The sequence below is a fragment of the Ruegeria sp. BG7 genome (assembly GCF_056535685.1).
The window spans coordinates 390,265-405,683 of the sequence record NZ_JBQFIU010000001.1; the positions used below are offsets into that span (position 1 = coordinate 390,265).

A 15,419-nucleotide genomic window follows, 5' to 3' on the forward strand; every position below is an offset into this window, starting at 1 on the left:
CATTTTGAGCATTTTGCTGCCTTCACGCAAGACACTCTGCCAGCCTAAATGAGCATATGGACATGAAAACTATCATATTGGTGGGCGTCCCCATGGACGCCGGAAAACGTCGTCAGGGATGCCGGATGGGCCCGGACGCTTATCGTGTGGCCGGGCTGCAAGAGGCTTTGACCGATCTTGGCCATTTCGTTCAGGACCAGGGTGACGTGATCCCGGACGAGACCGGCCTAGTCGACCACCCTCACCTCTTTTCCTTGCCCGAATGTGTGGGCTGGACCCGCGCTCTCAGCACGACGGCGCAGGCGGCCGCGCGTCAGGGCGTACCTATTTTCATGGGCGGCGATCATGCATTGTCCATGGGCACCGTCGCCGGGATGGCCGCATATGCGGCACAGGTCGAAAGGCCGCTGTTTGTGCTCTGGTTAGACGCCCATAGCGACTTTCACACACCAGACAGCACAGGCAGCGGCAACTTGCACGGAACACCGGTGGCCTATTTTACGGGCAGACCCGGTTTTGATGCCTTTCCCCCCCTGTCTGCCAAGGTTCCAACGGACCGCGTTGGAATGATTGGCCTGCGCTCCGTCGATCCAGCTGAACGTTCGGCATTCGAGCAAGACCACGCCATGCTGGCCGACATGCGCAGTATTGATGAGCATGGGATAAAGGCACCTCTGCTGGCCTTTCTGGACCGGGTGCGCGCCGAAAATGCCTTGCTGCATGTGTCGCTGGATGTTGACTTCCTCGATCCCGCCATAGCGCCCGCCGTTGGCACTACGGTTCCTGGCGGGGCGACCGAGCGCGAAGCCCATCTTGTGATGGAATTGCTGCACGAAAGCGGGCTGGTCAGTTCGTTGGATCTTGTTGAATTGAACCCGTTTCTGGATGAACGGGGTCGCACCGCCAAACTTATGGTCGATCTGGCCGCCTCACTTATGGGCCGCCGCATCTTTGACCGCCCCACCCGGAGTTTCTGATGCTGTCGCTGCAAGCACCCTCTGCTGCTGTCATGATCCGGCCCCATGCTTTTGCGTCCAACCCGGAAACACGCGATGACAATGCGTTTCAAACACTTAGCGGCACCTCTGCCAACGCTACCTCTGCAGCGGCCAGGGATGAGCATGATCAGGCCGTACGGCAGTTACGGGACGCAGGCATTACCGTACATGTATTTGACGATTTCGGCGACCTGAACACGCCCGACAGCGTATTTCCAAATAACTGGTTTTCAACGCATCCCGGCGGTCATATCGCGATATACCCAATGTTTGTTCCTTCTCGCCGCCGCGAACGCCGAACCGATGTCATTGAACTGCTCAAACAAAAGTACCGCGTTCAGGACGTCATAGATTATTCCGGACTGGAGCAAGACAACCTTGCGCTGGAAGGGACAGGTGCGATGGTGTTGGATCACGTTGGGCGTATCGCCTACACGGTTACGTCCAACCGCGCTGACCCAGTCTTGTTGGAACGGTTTTGCACACATTTTAACTATGAGCCGATTGCATTCGAAGCCCGCGACGCCACAGGCCGAGACGTTTATCACACCAATGTATTGATGGGCATCGGGACCCAGTATGCTTTGATCTGCCTCGACATGATTCCTGACCCTGATCGGCGCGCAACTGTTCGTGACCGGTTAGAGGAATCTGGGCGAACCGTGATTGACCTGACACACAAACAAATTGCTGAGTTTGCAGGCAACGCGATTGAGTTGACAGGGCGCGACGGATTGGTGCTCGCGTTGTCGAGCAGAGCGCTTGCTGCCCTTACCCCGGATCAAGTCGTTACAATTCGGGAAAGCGCAACACCCTTGCCACTTTCCGTTCCAACAATCGAAACAGCCGGTGGTTCGGTTCGCTGCATGATCGCAGGCGTCCACCTTTCCCGCCGATAGGAGAAAGCACTATGCAACCATCCGACAAGGCCCTGGTGCCGTTTGTATCCGTCGACAACATGATGCGATTGGTTCATCACATCGGCGTCGAGCAAATGATCACGCAAATCGCCGCACAGATCGAAGCTGATTTCAAACGGTGGGAGAGTTTTGACAAAACCCCGCGTATTCCGGCGCATTCACCGCACGGTGTGATCGAATTGATGCCGACCTCCGATGGTGAGGCTTATGGCTTCAAATACGTGAATGGCCATCCCAAGAATACCTCAGAAGGTTTGCAAACGGTCACGGCATTTGGTCTGTTGGCAGATGTTTATACTGGCTATCCAACCCTGCTAACCGAGATGACGCTGTTGACCGCCCTGCGCACAGCGGCAACCTCGGCATTGGTTGGGCGTTATCTCGCCCCAACAAACGCCACCACGATGGCGATGATCGGCAATGGCGCGCAGTCTGAATTCCAGTGTATGGCCTTTAAGGCAATGTGCGGCATCAGTACCGTCCGGCTCTACGATACTGACCCGAACGCAACGGCAAAATGTGCGAAGAACCTGCAGGGTAAGGATTTGACTGTTGTTCCCTGCACCACGCCAGAGGAGGCCATCGAAGGTGCCCAGATCATCACCACCTGCACCGCGGACAAGAAATACGCCACGATCCTGACCGATAACATGGTCGGCCCCGGTGTTCACATCAATGCCATCGGTGGCGACTGTCCGGGCAAAACGGAACTTCATCGAGATATTCTGCTTCGCTCAGATATTTTTGTCGAATATCCCGAGCAGACCAGAATCGAGGGTGAAATTCAGGCCCTGGAGGCAGATCATCCGGTAACTGAGATGTGGCAGGTCATCACTGGCGCGGCCAAAGGGCGTGTCGATGATCGTCAGATTACGCTGTTCGACAGCGTAGGTTTCGCAATCGAAGATTTCTCGGCCCTGCGCTATGTAACGCAAGCGATCGAAGGCACAGGTTTCTTTGAGCCTTTGGACATGCTGGCCGATCCCGATGATCCGCGCGATCTATTCGGAATGCTGATGCGGGCCGGGTAAGGCGTTGTCATGGGAGCTCTGCCCCCGCCGCGCTGCGCGCGCCTCCCCCGAGGTATTTTCAGCCAGATGAAGATCGGATCCCTTGCTTCATCTGGCCATAAATACCTTGGAGCGCGAGGCAGAGCCTCGCTTCCCTGCTAACCCGCAAGCGACGGCAGGTAGAGCACTATCCCCGGGAATGCCACAAGCATTGCAATCGTCATCGCATCGGCGATGAAAAACGGTGTCACGCCTTTGAACACGTCCTGAACGCTCAGGTCCGGGCGCACCCCGGCCACGACAAAGCAATTCAGCCCAATGGGCGGCGTGATCAGACAGAACTCGGCCATCTTGACCACCAAAATACCAAACCAGATGGCGCACATTGGGCCAGACATGCCAAAGGCGCTGTCGGCTGCGCTGACGGTCTCACCTCCGTTCAGGGCCATGACCGCTGGATAGACAACAGGCAATGTCAGCAGCAGCATCCCAATTGCGTCCATGAACATGCCCAGCACTGCGTAGGCCAGAAGGATGCAGATCAGGATCATCATCGGGGACATCTCAAGCCCGGTAATCCAGTCGGAAAATGCGCCGGGGAGGTCTGCGAAGCCCAGAAACCGCACGTAGATCAAAACACCCCAGATGATCGAAAAGATCATCGCCGTCAGTTTGGCAGTTTCCAAAAGCGCGGATTTGAATTCCTTCCAGCGCATTCCGTGAAACAGGGCGAAACAGAACACAATGAAGGCCCCGATTGCGCCGCCTTCCGTAGGGGTGCCCCAGGCTTTGTCTCCGAACGGGTTGTAGACAAAGCAAATGATGATCAGGATCACGGCCACAATTGGTATCGCACCAGGCAAAGCGGAGAAACGCTCTTTCCAGGTAAAGCCTGTGACAGGTGGGCCAACGGTTTTGAAGATCACTGCAATCCCGACAATCAGCAGGCCATAGATGATTGCAGAAAACGCACCCGGTATGAACCCGGCCAACAGCAGCTTGCCCACGTCCTGCTCGACGATGATGGCGTAGATCACCAGAATGGCCGAGGGCGGGATGAGCGAGGCCAGCGTGCCCCCCGCAGCGACAACACCCGCTGCAAAGCGTTTGTTATAGCCCACTTTCAGCATCTCTGGAATCGCGATGCGGGCAAAGACGGCAGAAGTGGCAACCGACGCCCCGGATACGGCGGCAAAACCAGCCGTTGCGAAAATCGTAGACACGGCAAGCCCGCCCGGAACCCAGGCCACCCAACGTTTGGCGGCTTCGAACAAGGCGCGCGTCAGGCCCGCGTAGTAGGCCAGGTAGCCAATCAGGATGAAGGTTGGGATCAGGCTGAGCGTATGCGCTGCAACCTTGGAATGCGGAACCTGCCCCGCGGTCTTGACCGCAACCGTCAAGGCTTTGCCAAACCGGTCCGGGTCATAGCCAAACTTGGCCCAGAATATCCAAACAAGCCCAACCAAACCCGCAAGCCCTGCTGCGAAAGCCACCCGCATACCGGCAACAACCAGAACCAGCAGACCGCCTGTGACCCAGAGGCCAATATCAATCGTGTCCATGTTCTAGTCCTGCCCTTCGAACTGCTCGGCCTCAGCCGCCGCTTGGGCCGCAGCATCCTGAAGGAGCGGCACCGCAACAGGGGTCTCGAGCCCCAGCACAAATGCACGCCCATAGCCCCACACCTGAAGCACCAGCCGTGCGCACAGCACTGAAAAGGCGACGGGTGCCAACAGCTTGGCAGGCCACAGAGGAATACCGATGTCGATGGAACTGTCCCTGCTCCAGAGCGGCGCACCAAAATCGAAAGATCGGTCGAAGTGGGACCAGCTGCCCCAAACCAGTGCAAGCATCAACACCAGGATCAGAAGGACCGAGATCAGCTCGAACAGCCACAAAGCCCGACCGTGAAGCCGCGAGATGACGATGTCCATGCGGATATGCCCACCATCACGCTGCACGAATGAGATGCCCAGAAAGGCAATCAAAGGCATCGCCTGTTCGATCCAGTCGACATAACCGGGCAACGGCGCATTCAAAGCGTTGCGCCCGCTGACGGAGACCACGGCCAATACCATCAGACCAAAAACCGCCAGGCCGCTGATTAATGCAAGAAAACGTTCAAGCTTTAACAAATGCCGGTCCAGCTGGCTCAGACGGCTTCCGTCTTCCAGCACCGTGGCCTGTCCTGCCATTCCGGTCGTTCCTTGTTATTTGAGAGAGAACCGGGCACCCAACGGGGCACCCGGCTTAAAGGATCAGTTACCGCCGCGCTGTTGCTGCAGCGTGGATTGAACCAGATCATACAGATCTTGAGCCGGCAGCCCCTGATCCGACATATCCGCAATCCACTTTTCCCGGATCGGATCTGCGGCCTTGGTGCGGAATTCCTCGATCACGGCGTCGTCAATCATGACCTTCTGCACGCCTTTTTCTTCAAGGACGCTGTCCCACTGTTCCAGTAGGCCGCCGTAGTTTGCCAGATAGTGATCAATCGCCTCGTCAATTGAGCTATCCAGCGCTTCGCGATGCTCGGCAGGCAGCGCTTCGTAGGCGTCGATATTCACAACCACAGGACAGTTCACCGTGCCGGGGTTTAGGTTGGCCGTCCACCAATCGGCCTCATTGATCGTGCCAAAAGACAGATGCGCGTGCTGGGCGAAGGCCACTGTGTCCACAACACCCGATTCCATCGCGTTGAAGGCTTCGGTCGCGGGGACCGAAGTCGGCACACCGCCCACTGCCTCAAAGGCCTGGCCCAACCCACCAGTTGCACGAACCCGCATTCCATCGAATTCCGCCAACTGATCACGGGGTTCGCCCGTGCCCACGATATTATACTGGGGCATAGGTGAGGTCATGATGATGCGGGCATTCCACTGCGCCATCTCATCCTTGACTGCTGGATGGTCGTACACCGCGTGGCTGACAGCGACCTCTTCTTCAAGGTTGTTCACACCAAGAAACGGCAGTTCCAGCACAGTGATCGCGCGGTTTTTGTCGCGATGATAGCCAGCGCAGAACTGAGCCATCTCGAAAGCCCCGATTTCGATGCCGTCCAGATTTTCGCGCGGCTTGGATAGGCCACCGTAGCTGACATTGATCGTAAAGTCCCCGCCGGTCTTTTCACTTACCAGCTCAGCGAGCTTTTCGACATGTTCGGTGAACGCGCGGCGCTTGCCCCAAACGGATGCATTCCACTCGGTCGCGGCAGCTTCGCCAACGAACGCAAAGCTAATGGCGGCAACGGCGGCACCGCTCAACATCTTATTCATGATTTTCTCTCCCTTTGGCGCGCCTCTTCCCGAAGCGCTTGCAAAAGAAGCTAGCGCCAACATTGGGATGTGCCAACCCTGACGGTCGCGCTGATGCACTGTGCAGACATCGAGAATAAGTTGAAGCCAGGTCGGACGTCCCTGTGTCAGCATAAAGCAACCGAAAGTAGCTGTTACAATTAACACCCTGTTTCACATACTTTTTTACAAACATTGGCCGCAAAATTTACAAATATGAAATACGGATTAAAATTTCTTTACAAACAAATTCAAAGATTACGGCAATTTATTTATTTATTTTCCAAAGCCGGTAATACTTCGATTGGGGAGGAACGGGATCGGCTTTGCTGAACTATCGGGCAAAAACGACCCAACGTAATCCAGTCCAGAGGGAGGAGCCTCAACGATGACTACCGCTGCCCAGGCAGATGCCAAGACATATCCGCCATCCGCAGAAACCGTCGCCCGTGCGCATGTCGATGCTGCAAAATATACCGACATGTACGCAGCCTCGATTAGTGACCCAGACACATTCTGGGGTGAGCAAGGCAAGCGCGTCGACTGGATCAAGCCCTTCTCAACGGTAAAGGATGTCAACTACGACTTCGGTTCAGTCAAGATCAACTGGTATGCCGATGGCACACTAAACGTCTCGGCCAACTGCCTTGACCGTCACCTGAAGACCCGTGGCGATCAAACCGCGATCATCTGGGAGCCGGACGATCCAAATGATCCGGCGCAGCATATTTCATATGCCGAACTACACCGCCGCACCTGCCGGATGGCCAATATCTTGGAATCGCTGGGGGTTCGGAAGGGTGACCGCGTTGTCATCTATCTGCCGATGATCCCCGAGGCCGCCTATGCGATGCTGGCCTGCGCCCGGATCGGTGCCATCCATTCGATTGTTTTCGCAGGCTTCTCGCCCGACGCACTGGCGGCGCGGGTTAATGGCTGTGACGCCAAGGTTGTCATCACTGCTGATGAAGCGCCCCGCGGAGGTCGCAAGACACCGCTGAAATCCAACGCGGATGCGGCCCTGCTGCACTGCAAAGACAGTGTGAAATGTCTGGTAGTCAAGCGCACCGGTGGTCAAACCACCTGGATCGACGGGCGCGACTTTGACTACAACGAAATGGCCCTTGAGGCAGATGACTACTGCGCACCCGCCGAGATGAGCGCCGAAGATCCGCTGTTCATTCTTTATACATCCGGTTCGACCGGACAGCCCAAGGGCGTTGTGCACACCACCGGCGGCTATCTGGTTTATGCCTCGATGACGCATGAGATCACCTTCGATTACCACGAAGGCGACGTGTACTGGTGCACCGCAGACGTCGGCTGGGTCACCGGACACAGCTATATCGTCTATGGCCCGCTGGCCAACGGTGCGACCACGCTGATGTTCGAAGGCGTTCCGACCTTCCCCGATGCCTCGCGCTTTTGGCAGGTCTGTGAAAAACACAAGGTGAACCAGTTCTACACCGCACCAACTGCGATCCGTGCTCTGATGGGTCAAGGCAATGAGTTCGTTGAGAAATGCGACCTCAGCGATCTGCGCACACTGGGCACCGTGGGTGAGCCGATCAACCCCGAAGCCTGGAACTGGTACAATGACGTCGTCGGCAAGGGCAAATGCCCGATCGTTGACACATGGTGGCAAACGGAAACCGGCGGTCACTTGATGACCCCCCTGCCCGGTGCCCATGCAATGAAGCCCGGCTCAGCCATGAAGCCGTTCTTTGGCATTGAGCCCGTAGTTCTGGACCCGCAGTCGGGCGTTGAGATCGAAGGCAACGGCGTCGAAGGTGTTCTGTGCATCAAAGACAGCTGGCCCGGTCAGATGCGCACCGTCTGGGGCGATCATGAACGGTTCGAGAAGACCTATTTCTCGGATTACAAAGGCTACTACTTCACAGGTGACGGCTGCCGTCGCGATGAAGACGGCGATTACTGGATCACAGGGCGCGTAGATGACGTGATCAACGTGTCCGGTCACCGCATGGGCACGGCCGAAGTCGAAAGTGCGCTGGTGGCTCATGCCGCAGTCGCTGAAGCTGCTGTTGTGGGCTATCCTCATGAAATCAAAGGACAAGGCATCTATTGCTATGTCACTTTGATGAATGACCGCGAGCCTTCGGATGAGCTGTTGAAAGAGCTGCGCACCTGGGTCCGCACGGAAATCGGCCCGATTGCCTCGCCAGACGTGATCCAGTGGGCCCCTGGCCTGCCCAAAACACGTTCGGGCAAGATCATGCGCCGTATCCTGCGCAAGATTGCCGAGAACGACTTTGGCAGCCTGGGTGACACGTCGACGCTCGCCGATCCGTCGGTGGTCGAAGACCTGATCGAAAACCGTGCGAACAAGTGAGGATGTGATGGACGCTGCCACGCTCACCACTCCCGCCGTTCTGATCCTTCTTGGCCCTCCGGGCGCCGGGAAGGGCACACAGGCGCGAATGCTGGAAGAAAAGTTCGGGCTGGTTCAACTTAGCACCGGCGACCTGCTGCGCGAGGCCGTTGCGGCCGGTACAGAAGCTGGCCTTGCCGCCAAAGCCGTCATGGAAGCGGGCGATCTGGTCAGTGACGACATCGTCATCGCCATCCTGCGTGACCGCATGGCGCAACCAGATTGCGCCAAGGGTGTCATTCTGGACGGCTTTCCGCGCACAACGGTTCAGGCCGAAGCACTGGACGAACTGCTCGCGTCGAACAATCAGAAGATCAACGCCGCGATCAGCCTTGAAGTCGAAGACGCCGAAATGGTGATCCGCATCTCGGGTCGCTACACCTGCGCCGGTTGTGGCGAAGGTTACCACGACACGTTCAAGAAGCCTGCCGAAGACGGCAAATGCGACAAGTGTGGTCACACTGAATTCAAGCGCCGCGCCGATGACAATGCCGAAACCGTGGCGTCACGGTTGGCAGCTTATCACGCGCAGACCGCGCCGCTGATCACCTATTACGAAAGCCATGGCGTGCTGCAACGCACCAATGCCATGGGCAAGATTGAAGACATCGCCCGCGACCTGGAGGAGATCGTCAGCGGCGCGATGAAGTAAGGGGAGGAGATCGGCCGCAAGGCCTTGATCCTTAAAGGAATACTTCAATGAACCGCCTTGGCGGAACAGAGAAGTTTTGCCGGGCGTCACGGGGCGTTTGGTAACATCGAGAAGCGGTCCGCGTCACTGGAGGAATTAGGCACGGGCCGCCCAACGAGGAAGCGAAGGAGGAACCCGCAATGGCGGATCATTCAACAAACTCCGCGCAGGCGTCCGAAGCCGATAAGGGCTATTGGCAAGCAAACCTGCGCCTCATTTACATCAGCCTCGCTATCTGGGCGCTGGTGTCGTTTGGATTCGGCATTCTGCTGCGTCCGTTGCTGTCGGGGATCGCCGTCGGCGGAACCGATCTGGGCTTTTGGTTCGCACAACAGGGATCGATCCTGGTCTTTCTGGTGCTGATCTTCAACTACGCCTGGCGCATGAACAAGCTGGACGCCGAATTCGGCGTAGACGAAGAATAAGGGAGAGCGGGGACAATGGATCAGTTTACCATCAACCTGCTGTTTGTTGGCGCGTCCTTTGCGCTATACATCGGCATCGCGATCTGGGCCCGCGCGGGTTCCACATCAGAATTCTACGCCGCCGGTCGCGGCGTTCACCCGGTCACCAACGGTATGGCGACAGCGGCGGACTGGATGTCTGCGGCCTCGTTCATTTCGATGGCGGGCCTGATTGCCTTTACCGGCTATGACAACTCGACCTTCCTGATGGGTTGGACCGGTGGCTACGTGCTGCTGGCTCTGCTGCTTGCGCCTTACCTGCGTAAGTTCGGCAAATACACCGTCTCGGAATTCATCGGTGATCGTTTCTACAGCCAAACCGCACGCGTCGTTGCGGTGATCTGTCTGATCGTTGCTTCGGTGACCTACGTGATCGGTCAGATGACCGGTGTGGGCGTGGCTTTTGGCCGCTTCCTTGAGGTATCCAACACCTCCGGTCTGCTGATCGGTGCTTGTGTGGTCTTTGCATATGCGGTGTTTGGCGGGATGAAAGGTGTGACCTACACCCAGGTTGCTCAGTACTGCGTGCTGATCACAGCCTACACCATCCCGGCGATCTTCATCTCGCTGCAGCTGACCGGCACGCCGATCCCTGCTCTGGGTCTGTTTGGTGACACCGCCAGCGGTGAGCCCCTGCTGACCAAGCTGGACGCGATCGTGACCGAGCTGGGCTTCAACGAGTACACAGCACACCATTCGAACACGCTGAACATGGTTCTGTTCACGCTGTCGCTGATGATCGGTACCGCCGGTCTGCCGCACGTGATCATGCGCTTCTTCACCGTGCCGAAAGTGTCTGACGCACGTTGGTCGGCTGGCTGGACTCTGGTCTTCATCGCCCTGCTATACCTGACCGCCCCTGCGGTTGGCGCAATGGCGCGTCTGAACATCACCGACATGATGTGGCCCAATGGTGGCATCGACGGTGGCGCTGTTTCGGTCGAGGAAATCGACACCGATCCGCGCTATGACTGGATGAAAACCTGGCAGAAAACCGGTCTTCTGGATTGGGAAGACAAGAACGGTGACGGCAAGATCCAGTACTACAACGACAAGTCCGAAGCCATGACCGCAATCGCGGAAGAAAAAGGCTGGGTTGGAAACGAACTGACCAAGTTCAACCGTGACATCCTGGTTCTGGCCAACCCCGAAATCGCCAACCTGCCGGGTTGGGTGATCGGTCTGGTCGCGGCAGGTGGTCTTGCTGCTGCTCTGTCAACCGCTGCGGGCCTGTTGCTGGCGATCTCGTCGGCTGTGTCCCACGACCTTGTCAAAGGTGCGATCAACCCGCAAATCTCTGAAAAGGGTGAACTGCTGGCTGCACGTATCGCAATGGCCGTAGCCATCGTTGTTGCAACCTACTTGGGTCTGAACCCACCCGGATTTGCGGCGCAAACCGTGGCCCTGGCGTTCGGTCTGGCGGCAGCCTCGATCTTCCCGGCGCTGATGATGGGGATCTTCTCGACCCGCATCAACAACACCGGCGCGGTTGCAGGTATGTTGGCTGGTCTGGTTGTGACCCTGGTCTACATCTTCCTGCACAAGGGCTGGTTGTTCATTCCGGGCACCAACTCGTTCACCGATGCTGACCCGCTGCTGGGTCCGATCAAGTCGACCTCGTTCGGTGCAATCGGTGCGATGATCAACTTTGCGACTGCCTACGTTGTTGCAGGCATGACCAAAGAGACTCCGCAGGAGATCAAGGATCTGGTCGAAAGCGTGCGCATTCCCCGTGGTGCGGGCGCAGCTCAGAACAAATGAGCTTGATGCGGTCGTTGGTTCTTGCCTTCGACCGCGTCTTTCGATCCACTGTTCCCGCCCAGCACATCACTGGGCGGGATTTTTTAACCAGAACACCGGAGACAACACATGCCCCTGTCCCATGACGAAATAGCCCGGTTTCTGAAATCCGTTCACCCCTATGACGCGTTGCCTGCCGACGCCCTGGATCAGATCGTCAAACAGATCGAGGTCTGGGAAGTTGAGGAAGACGCCTCAGTCTACGAGCTTGGCCACAAGTTACCCGGGGTGTTCGTGATCTATGAAGGACAGGTCGAAATTACCGATGAGAACGGTGCCATCGTCTCTCATCTGGGTCTGCGCAATTCCTTTGGCGAAAGGGGCTTGCTGAAAGACGGCAAAGCCGCCACCAAAGCCCGCGCGCACACGCCCTCGGTCCTAATGGTTCTGCCACCGGATCTTGTGCGGAGTTTGATCGATAACCATGATGTGGTGGCAAAGTTCTTTGACCGCACACGTGGCGACCGAAGTGGTCCGCAAAGCCTGGCCACTAGTTCGATCGACGTATTAATGGCGCATAACCCGGCCACCTGCCCCGCTGACACGTCAGTTCAGGATGCAGCGCGGATCATGCGCGACAAGCATATCTCGTCGCTCTGCATCACGGACGGTGAAAGTTTGCAGGGCATTGCGACCCTGCGGGACATCTCGGGCAAATACGTTGCAGACGGCCTGCCCGCCTCTACGCCCATTTCTGAAATCATGACCGCAAACCCGGTTACATTGTCGCCCAGCGATATCGGATCGGATGTGCTGCACATCATGATGGAGCGTGGCATCGGCCACATCCCGATTTCCGAAGGTGGTCGGCTCGTCGGGATCGTGACCCAGACCGATCTGACACATTATCAGGCGGTCAACTCGGCAGAGCTGGTACGCCGTATCGCGCAGGCTGATACCGCCGAAGAAATGGCACGCGTGACCGAAGAAATCCCGCAGCTTCTTGTACAACTGGTTGCTGGCGGAAACCGGCACGAAATTGTCACGCGTCTGATCACTGATATCGCGGATACGGTCACGCGCCGCCTGCTGGCACTCGGCGAAGCGGAACTGGGCCCAGCTCCGGTGCCCTATCTGTGGCTTGCATGTGGGTCTCAGGGACGGCAGGAACAAACGGGCGTATCGGATCAGGACAATTGTCTGATGCTGGATGACAGCGTAACCGACGCAGACATGGCCTATTTCACGCAACTGGCCAAATTCGTCTCGGACGGGTTAGACGTTTGCGGGTATTTCTACTGTCCCGGTGATATGATGGCGACCAATCCGCGCTGGTGCCAGCCGGCGCGCGTCTGGCGCGACTATTTCAAGGGCTGGATCGCCAAGCCAAGCCCCGAAGCGCAAATGCTGGCGTCGGTCATGTTCGACCTGCGCCCTATCGGCGGCACGTTTGAGTTGTTTGCCGACCTGCAGGCCGACACTCTGGCAGCGGCCAGAGCAAACTCGATCTTTGTGGCGCACATGATTTCGAACTCGTTGAAACACACGCCCCCTCTGGGTCTGCTGCGCGGATTTGCAACGATCCGCTCGGGCGAACATCGCAACACGCTGGACCTCAAGCACAATGGGGTCGTCCCAATCGTTGATCTGGCACGGATCTACGCACTGCAAGGTGAGTTACCCGAGGCCAACACGCGGGCCCGCCTGAAAGCGGCCGAGGCCAGCGGTGTCCTTAGCCCGTCTGGCGCGCGGGATCTGCTGGACGCATATGACCTGATCGCTGAAACCCGGCTGGAGCATCAGGTTCGGCTGGTCAAATCAGGTGAAAAACCCGACAATTATCTGCCCCCGTCCGATCTTTCGGACTTTGAGCGAAGTCATCTACGCGATGCGTTTGTTGTGGTAAAAACGATGCAATCGGCGGTTGGCCACGGCAAAGGTATGCTGGGCTAAGACCCCCAAGTACGGAGAGACCCCATGTTTCTGGAATTGATCGGCACTATCTTTGCGGGCTTCGCGTTTGCGGGCGTCGTGCTTGTGCTGAACAAGCTGACCGGTGGGCGCTTGCCAAAATGGACCACTCCGGTTGCGGCAGGTCTGGGCATGATCGGCATGACCATTGCAAGCGAGTATTCATGGTATGACCGCACCCGCGATCAACTGCCTGACGAAATGGCCATTGTGCACGAGATCGAAAGCCGCGCCTTCTATCGTCCCTGGACCTACGCAGTGCCTTTTGTTGACCGTTTCTCGGCCATCGACACACAATCGGTCCGAACCAATGATCAAGTTCCCGATCAACGGCTGGTCGACCTGTATCTGTTCGGGCGTTGGGCCCCTGTCACGCATTTGCCTGTGGCCGTCAATTGTGCCGAAAACAGTCGCGCCAACCTCGTAGACGGGGCGGAATTTGCCGACGACGGTCGCCTGATCAACGCAAGCTGGTACCGGGCTGAGGGCACCGATCCGATTATCGAGACCACCTGCGGGGTCTGATCATGCTCACCAAATTGAGCCTGAGGCTCAGGATTTTTCTGTTCTTCTGTTTGCTGGCGTTGGGGGGAATTGCGATCAGCACAATCGCCCTTTGGATCACCTATGCCCGCGCCGAGAACCCCGAACTTCTGGACGCTTTCATTTTTGCCGAAATCCTGATCACGTTCGGCTTGCTGGCTCTGATTGCCGGCGTATGGCTGTTGTTTGACGACAATGTTGCCAAGCCAATCGAACGCCTTTCGGCCCAATTGCGCGCACGCGCACATGCCGGGGTCAGCACGGATCTGGACATGCAAGCGGCGCGTTATCTCGGCGATCTAGCCCCGGCTGCAGCCGGGCTGGCGGAACAGGTGGCGTCAAATGCGATGCGGACTGCCGAAGCTGTGGCTACAGAAACCGCTCATTTGGCGGCTGAAAAACAACGCCTCACCGCTCTGTTGACGGAAATCCCGGTCGCCATGCTGCTGGCCAGCCCCAAGCATCAGATCGTGTTGTACGACGGTCAGGCCGCCGAGGTGTTGGCCCAGATCGCACATCCCCGCCTGAATGCGTCACTTTTTGAATACCTCGAAACCACGGGCCTCACGGACGCCTATGCCAAACTTTGCAAAACCGGCAAGGACGTTTATTGCACCCTATCCAGTGTGGATGGCCGACAGACCTATTCCGCCCGGATGAAACCGCTTGGGGACGCGCCCGGTTATATGTTGGTCTTCGAAGACAGCGCCGCCCAGATTTCCCCGGACGAAGCACGCCCGCTGGTTTACGATTTCGAACTTCTCGACACACCGGGCGACGACGCGTTCGAGAATCGCACCTTGTCCGACCTGTGTTTCGTGGTCTTCGATACGGAAACAACCGGGCTGTTGCCGCACAAAGATGAAATCGTACAGATCGGCGCGGTGCGCGTACTTAACGGCAGGATCGTTCAGGGCGAGCATCTGGACATGCTGGTGGATCCGGGCATTCCGATACCACCTGCGTCGACCAAAGTGCACAAGGTCAGTGACCGTATGGTTCAGGGAGCACCCGACATCACCGAGGCCGGACGCGTATTTCACCAATTTGCACGCGATGCCGTGATCGTGGCGCATAACGCGCCCTTCGACATGGCGTTCCTGCGTCGTCACGCTCAGCGCATGGAAGTCGAGTGGGATCACCCGATCCTCGACACCGTTTTGCTGTCTGCCGTTCTGTTCGGAGCCAGCGACACGCATACGCTGGACGCGCTGTGCGAACGGCTGGAAATCACGATCCCCGAGGCGCTGCGCCATACGGCGCTCGGCGATGCGGTTGCCACGGCAGAAGCGCTGATCAAGATGTTGCCGATCCTACAGGCGCGTGGTTTTACCACCTTTGGCGAAGTCATAATGGAAACCCGAAAACACGGGCGTTTGCTGGAAGACCTGAACTGA

Annotated in this window: 13 protein-coding genes; 10 read left to right on the forward strand and 3 right to left on the reverse strand. The window is 57.5% G+C overall.

Going from position 1 to position 15,419, the window contains the following annotated elements; all coding sequences use genetic code 11:
- Positions 1-56: 56 nt before the first annotated feature.
- From rocF to ACR3EH_RS01940, 3 genes are read left to right on the forward strand one after another with little or no spacing between them, the layout of a single operon-like run.
- A complete protein-coding gene (rocF, locus tag ACR3EH_RS01930; RefSeq protein ID WP_171675513.1) occupies positions 57-977 on the forward strand; it encodes an arginase in 921 nt (306 codons plus the stop codon).
- Positions 977-1,897: a citrulline utilization hydrolase CtlX gene (gene ctlX, locus ACR3EH_RS01935; RefSeq protein WP_171182838.1), complete on the forward strand. Its 921-nt coding sequence runs from the start codon at positions 977-979 to the stop codon at positions 1,895-1,897. Before rocF ends, ctlX begins: the two co-directional genes overlap by 1 nt.
- An 11-nt stretch (positions 1,898-1,908) precedes the next feature.
- Entirely contained in the window at positions 1,909-2,949 is a 1,041-nt protein-coding gene (locus ACR3EH_RS01940; RefSeq protein WP_171182836.1) for an ornithine cyclodeaminase, read from the forward strand.
- Positions 2,950-3,086: 137 nt separating this feature from the next.
- Here the strand turns inward: ACR3EH_RS01940 and ACR3EH_RS01945 are convergent, their stop codons facing one another.
- The 3 genes from ACR3EH_RS01945 to dctP all read right to left on the reverse strand — a co-directional run bounded on the left by ACR3EH_RS01945 (position 3,087) and on the right by dctP (position 6,203).
- Positions 3,087-4,490, reverse strand: a complete 1,404-nt coding sequence (locus ACR3EH_RS01945; RefSeq protein WP_171182835.1) for a TRAP transporter large permease — start codon at positions 4,488-4,490, stop codon at positions 3,087-3,089.
- 3 nt (positions 4,491-4,493) lie between these two features.
- A complete protein-coding gene (locus tag ACR3EH_RS01950; protein WP_171089546.1) occupies positions 4,494-5,123 on the reverse strand; it encodes a TRAP transporter small permease in 630 nt (209 codons plus the stop codon).
- Between the two features lie 63 nt (positions 5,124-5,186).
- On the reverse strand, positions 5,187-6,203 hold the full coding sequence (gene dctP / locus ACR3EH_RS01955) for a TRAP transporter substrate-binding protein DctP (protein WP_171182833.1): 1,017 nt from the start codon (positions 6,201-6,203) through the stop codon (positions 5,187-5,189).
- Positions 6,204-6,609: 406 nt separating this feature from the next.
- Here dctP and acs point away from each other — a divergent pair, with 406 nt between their 5' ends.
- The 7 genes from acs (at position 6,610) to ACR3EH_RS01990 (ending at position 15,419) form a co-directional block, all read left to right on the forward strand.
- On the forward strand, positions 6,610-8,574 hold the full coding sequence (gene acs, locus ACR3EH_RS01960) for an acetate--CoA ligase (protein WP_171646847.1): 1,965 nt from the start codon (positions 6,610-6,612) through the stop codon (positions 8,572-8,574).
- Between the two features lie 7 nt (positions 8,575-8,581).
- A complete protein-coding gene (locus tag ACR3EH_RS01965; RefSeq protein WP_171091139.1) occupies positions 8,582-9,265 on the forward strand; it encodes an adenylate kinase in 684 nt (227 codons plus the stop codon).
- A gap of 179 nt (positions 9,266-9,444) precedes the next feature.
- Positions 9,445-9,729, forward strand: a complete 285-nt coding sequence (locus ACR3EH_RS01970) for a DUF4212 domain-containing protein (RefSeq protein ID WP_171174533.1) — start codon at positions 9,445-9,447, stop codon at positions 9,727-9,729.
- Positions 9,730-9,744: 15 nt separating this feature from the next.
- Positions 9,745-11,529 carry a sodium:solute symporter family protein gene (locus tag ACR3EH_RS01975; protein ID WP_171089537.1) on the forward strand — a complete coding sequence of 595 codons (1,785 nt, stop codon included), beginning with the start codon at positions 9,745-9,747 and terminating at the stop codon, positions 11,527-11,529.
- Positions 11,530-11,637: 108 nt separating this feature from the next.
- Entirely contained in the window at positions 11,638-13,461 is a 1,824-nt protein-coding gene (locus ACR3EH_RS01980) for a putative nucleotidyltransferase substrate binding domain-containing protein (protein ID WP_171182828.1), read from the forward strand.
- A 24-nt stretch (positions 13,462-13,485) separates the two neighbouring features.
- Positions 13,486-14,004 carry a hypothetical protein gene (locus ACR3EH_RS01985; RefSeq protein WP_171089533.1) on the forward strand — a complete coding sequence of 173 codons (519 nt, stop codon included), beginning with the start codon at positions 13,486-13,488 and terminating at the stop codon, positions 14,002-14,004.
- Between the two features lie 2 nt (positions 14,005-14,006).
- Positions 14,007-15,419 carry a 3'-5' exonuclease gene (locus ACR3EH_RS01990; RefSeq protein WP_171675511.1) on the forward strand — a complete coding sequence of 471 codons (1,413 nt, stop codon included), beginning with the start codon at positions 14,007-14,009 and terminating at the stop codon, positions 15,417-15,419.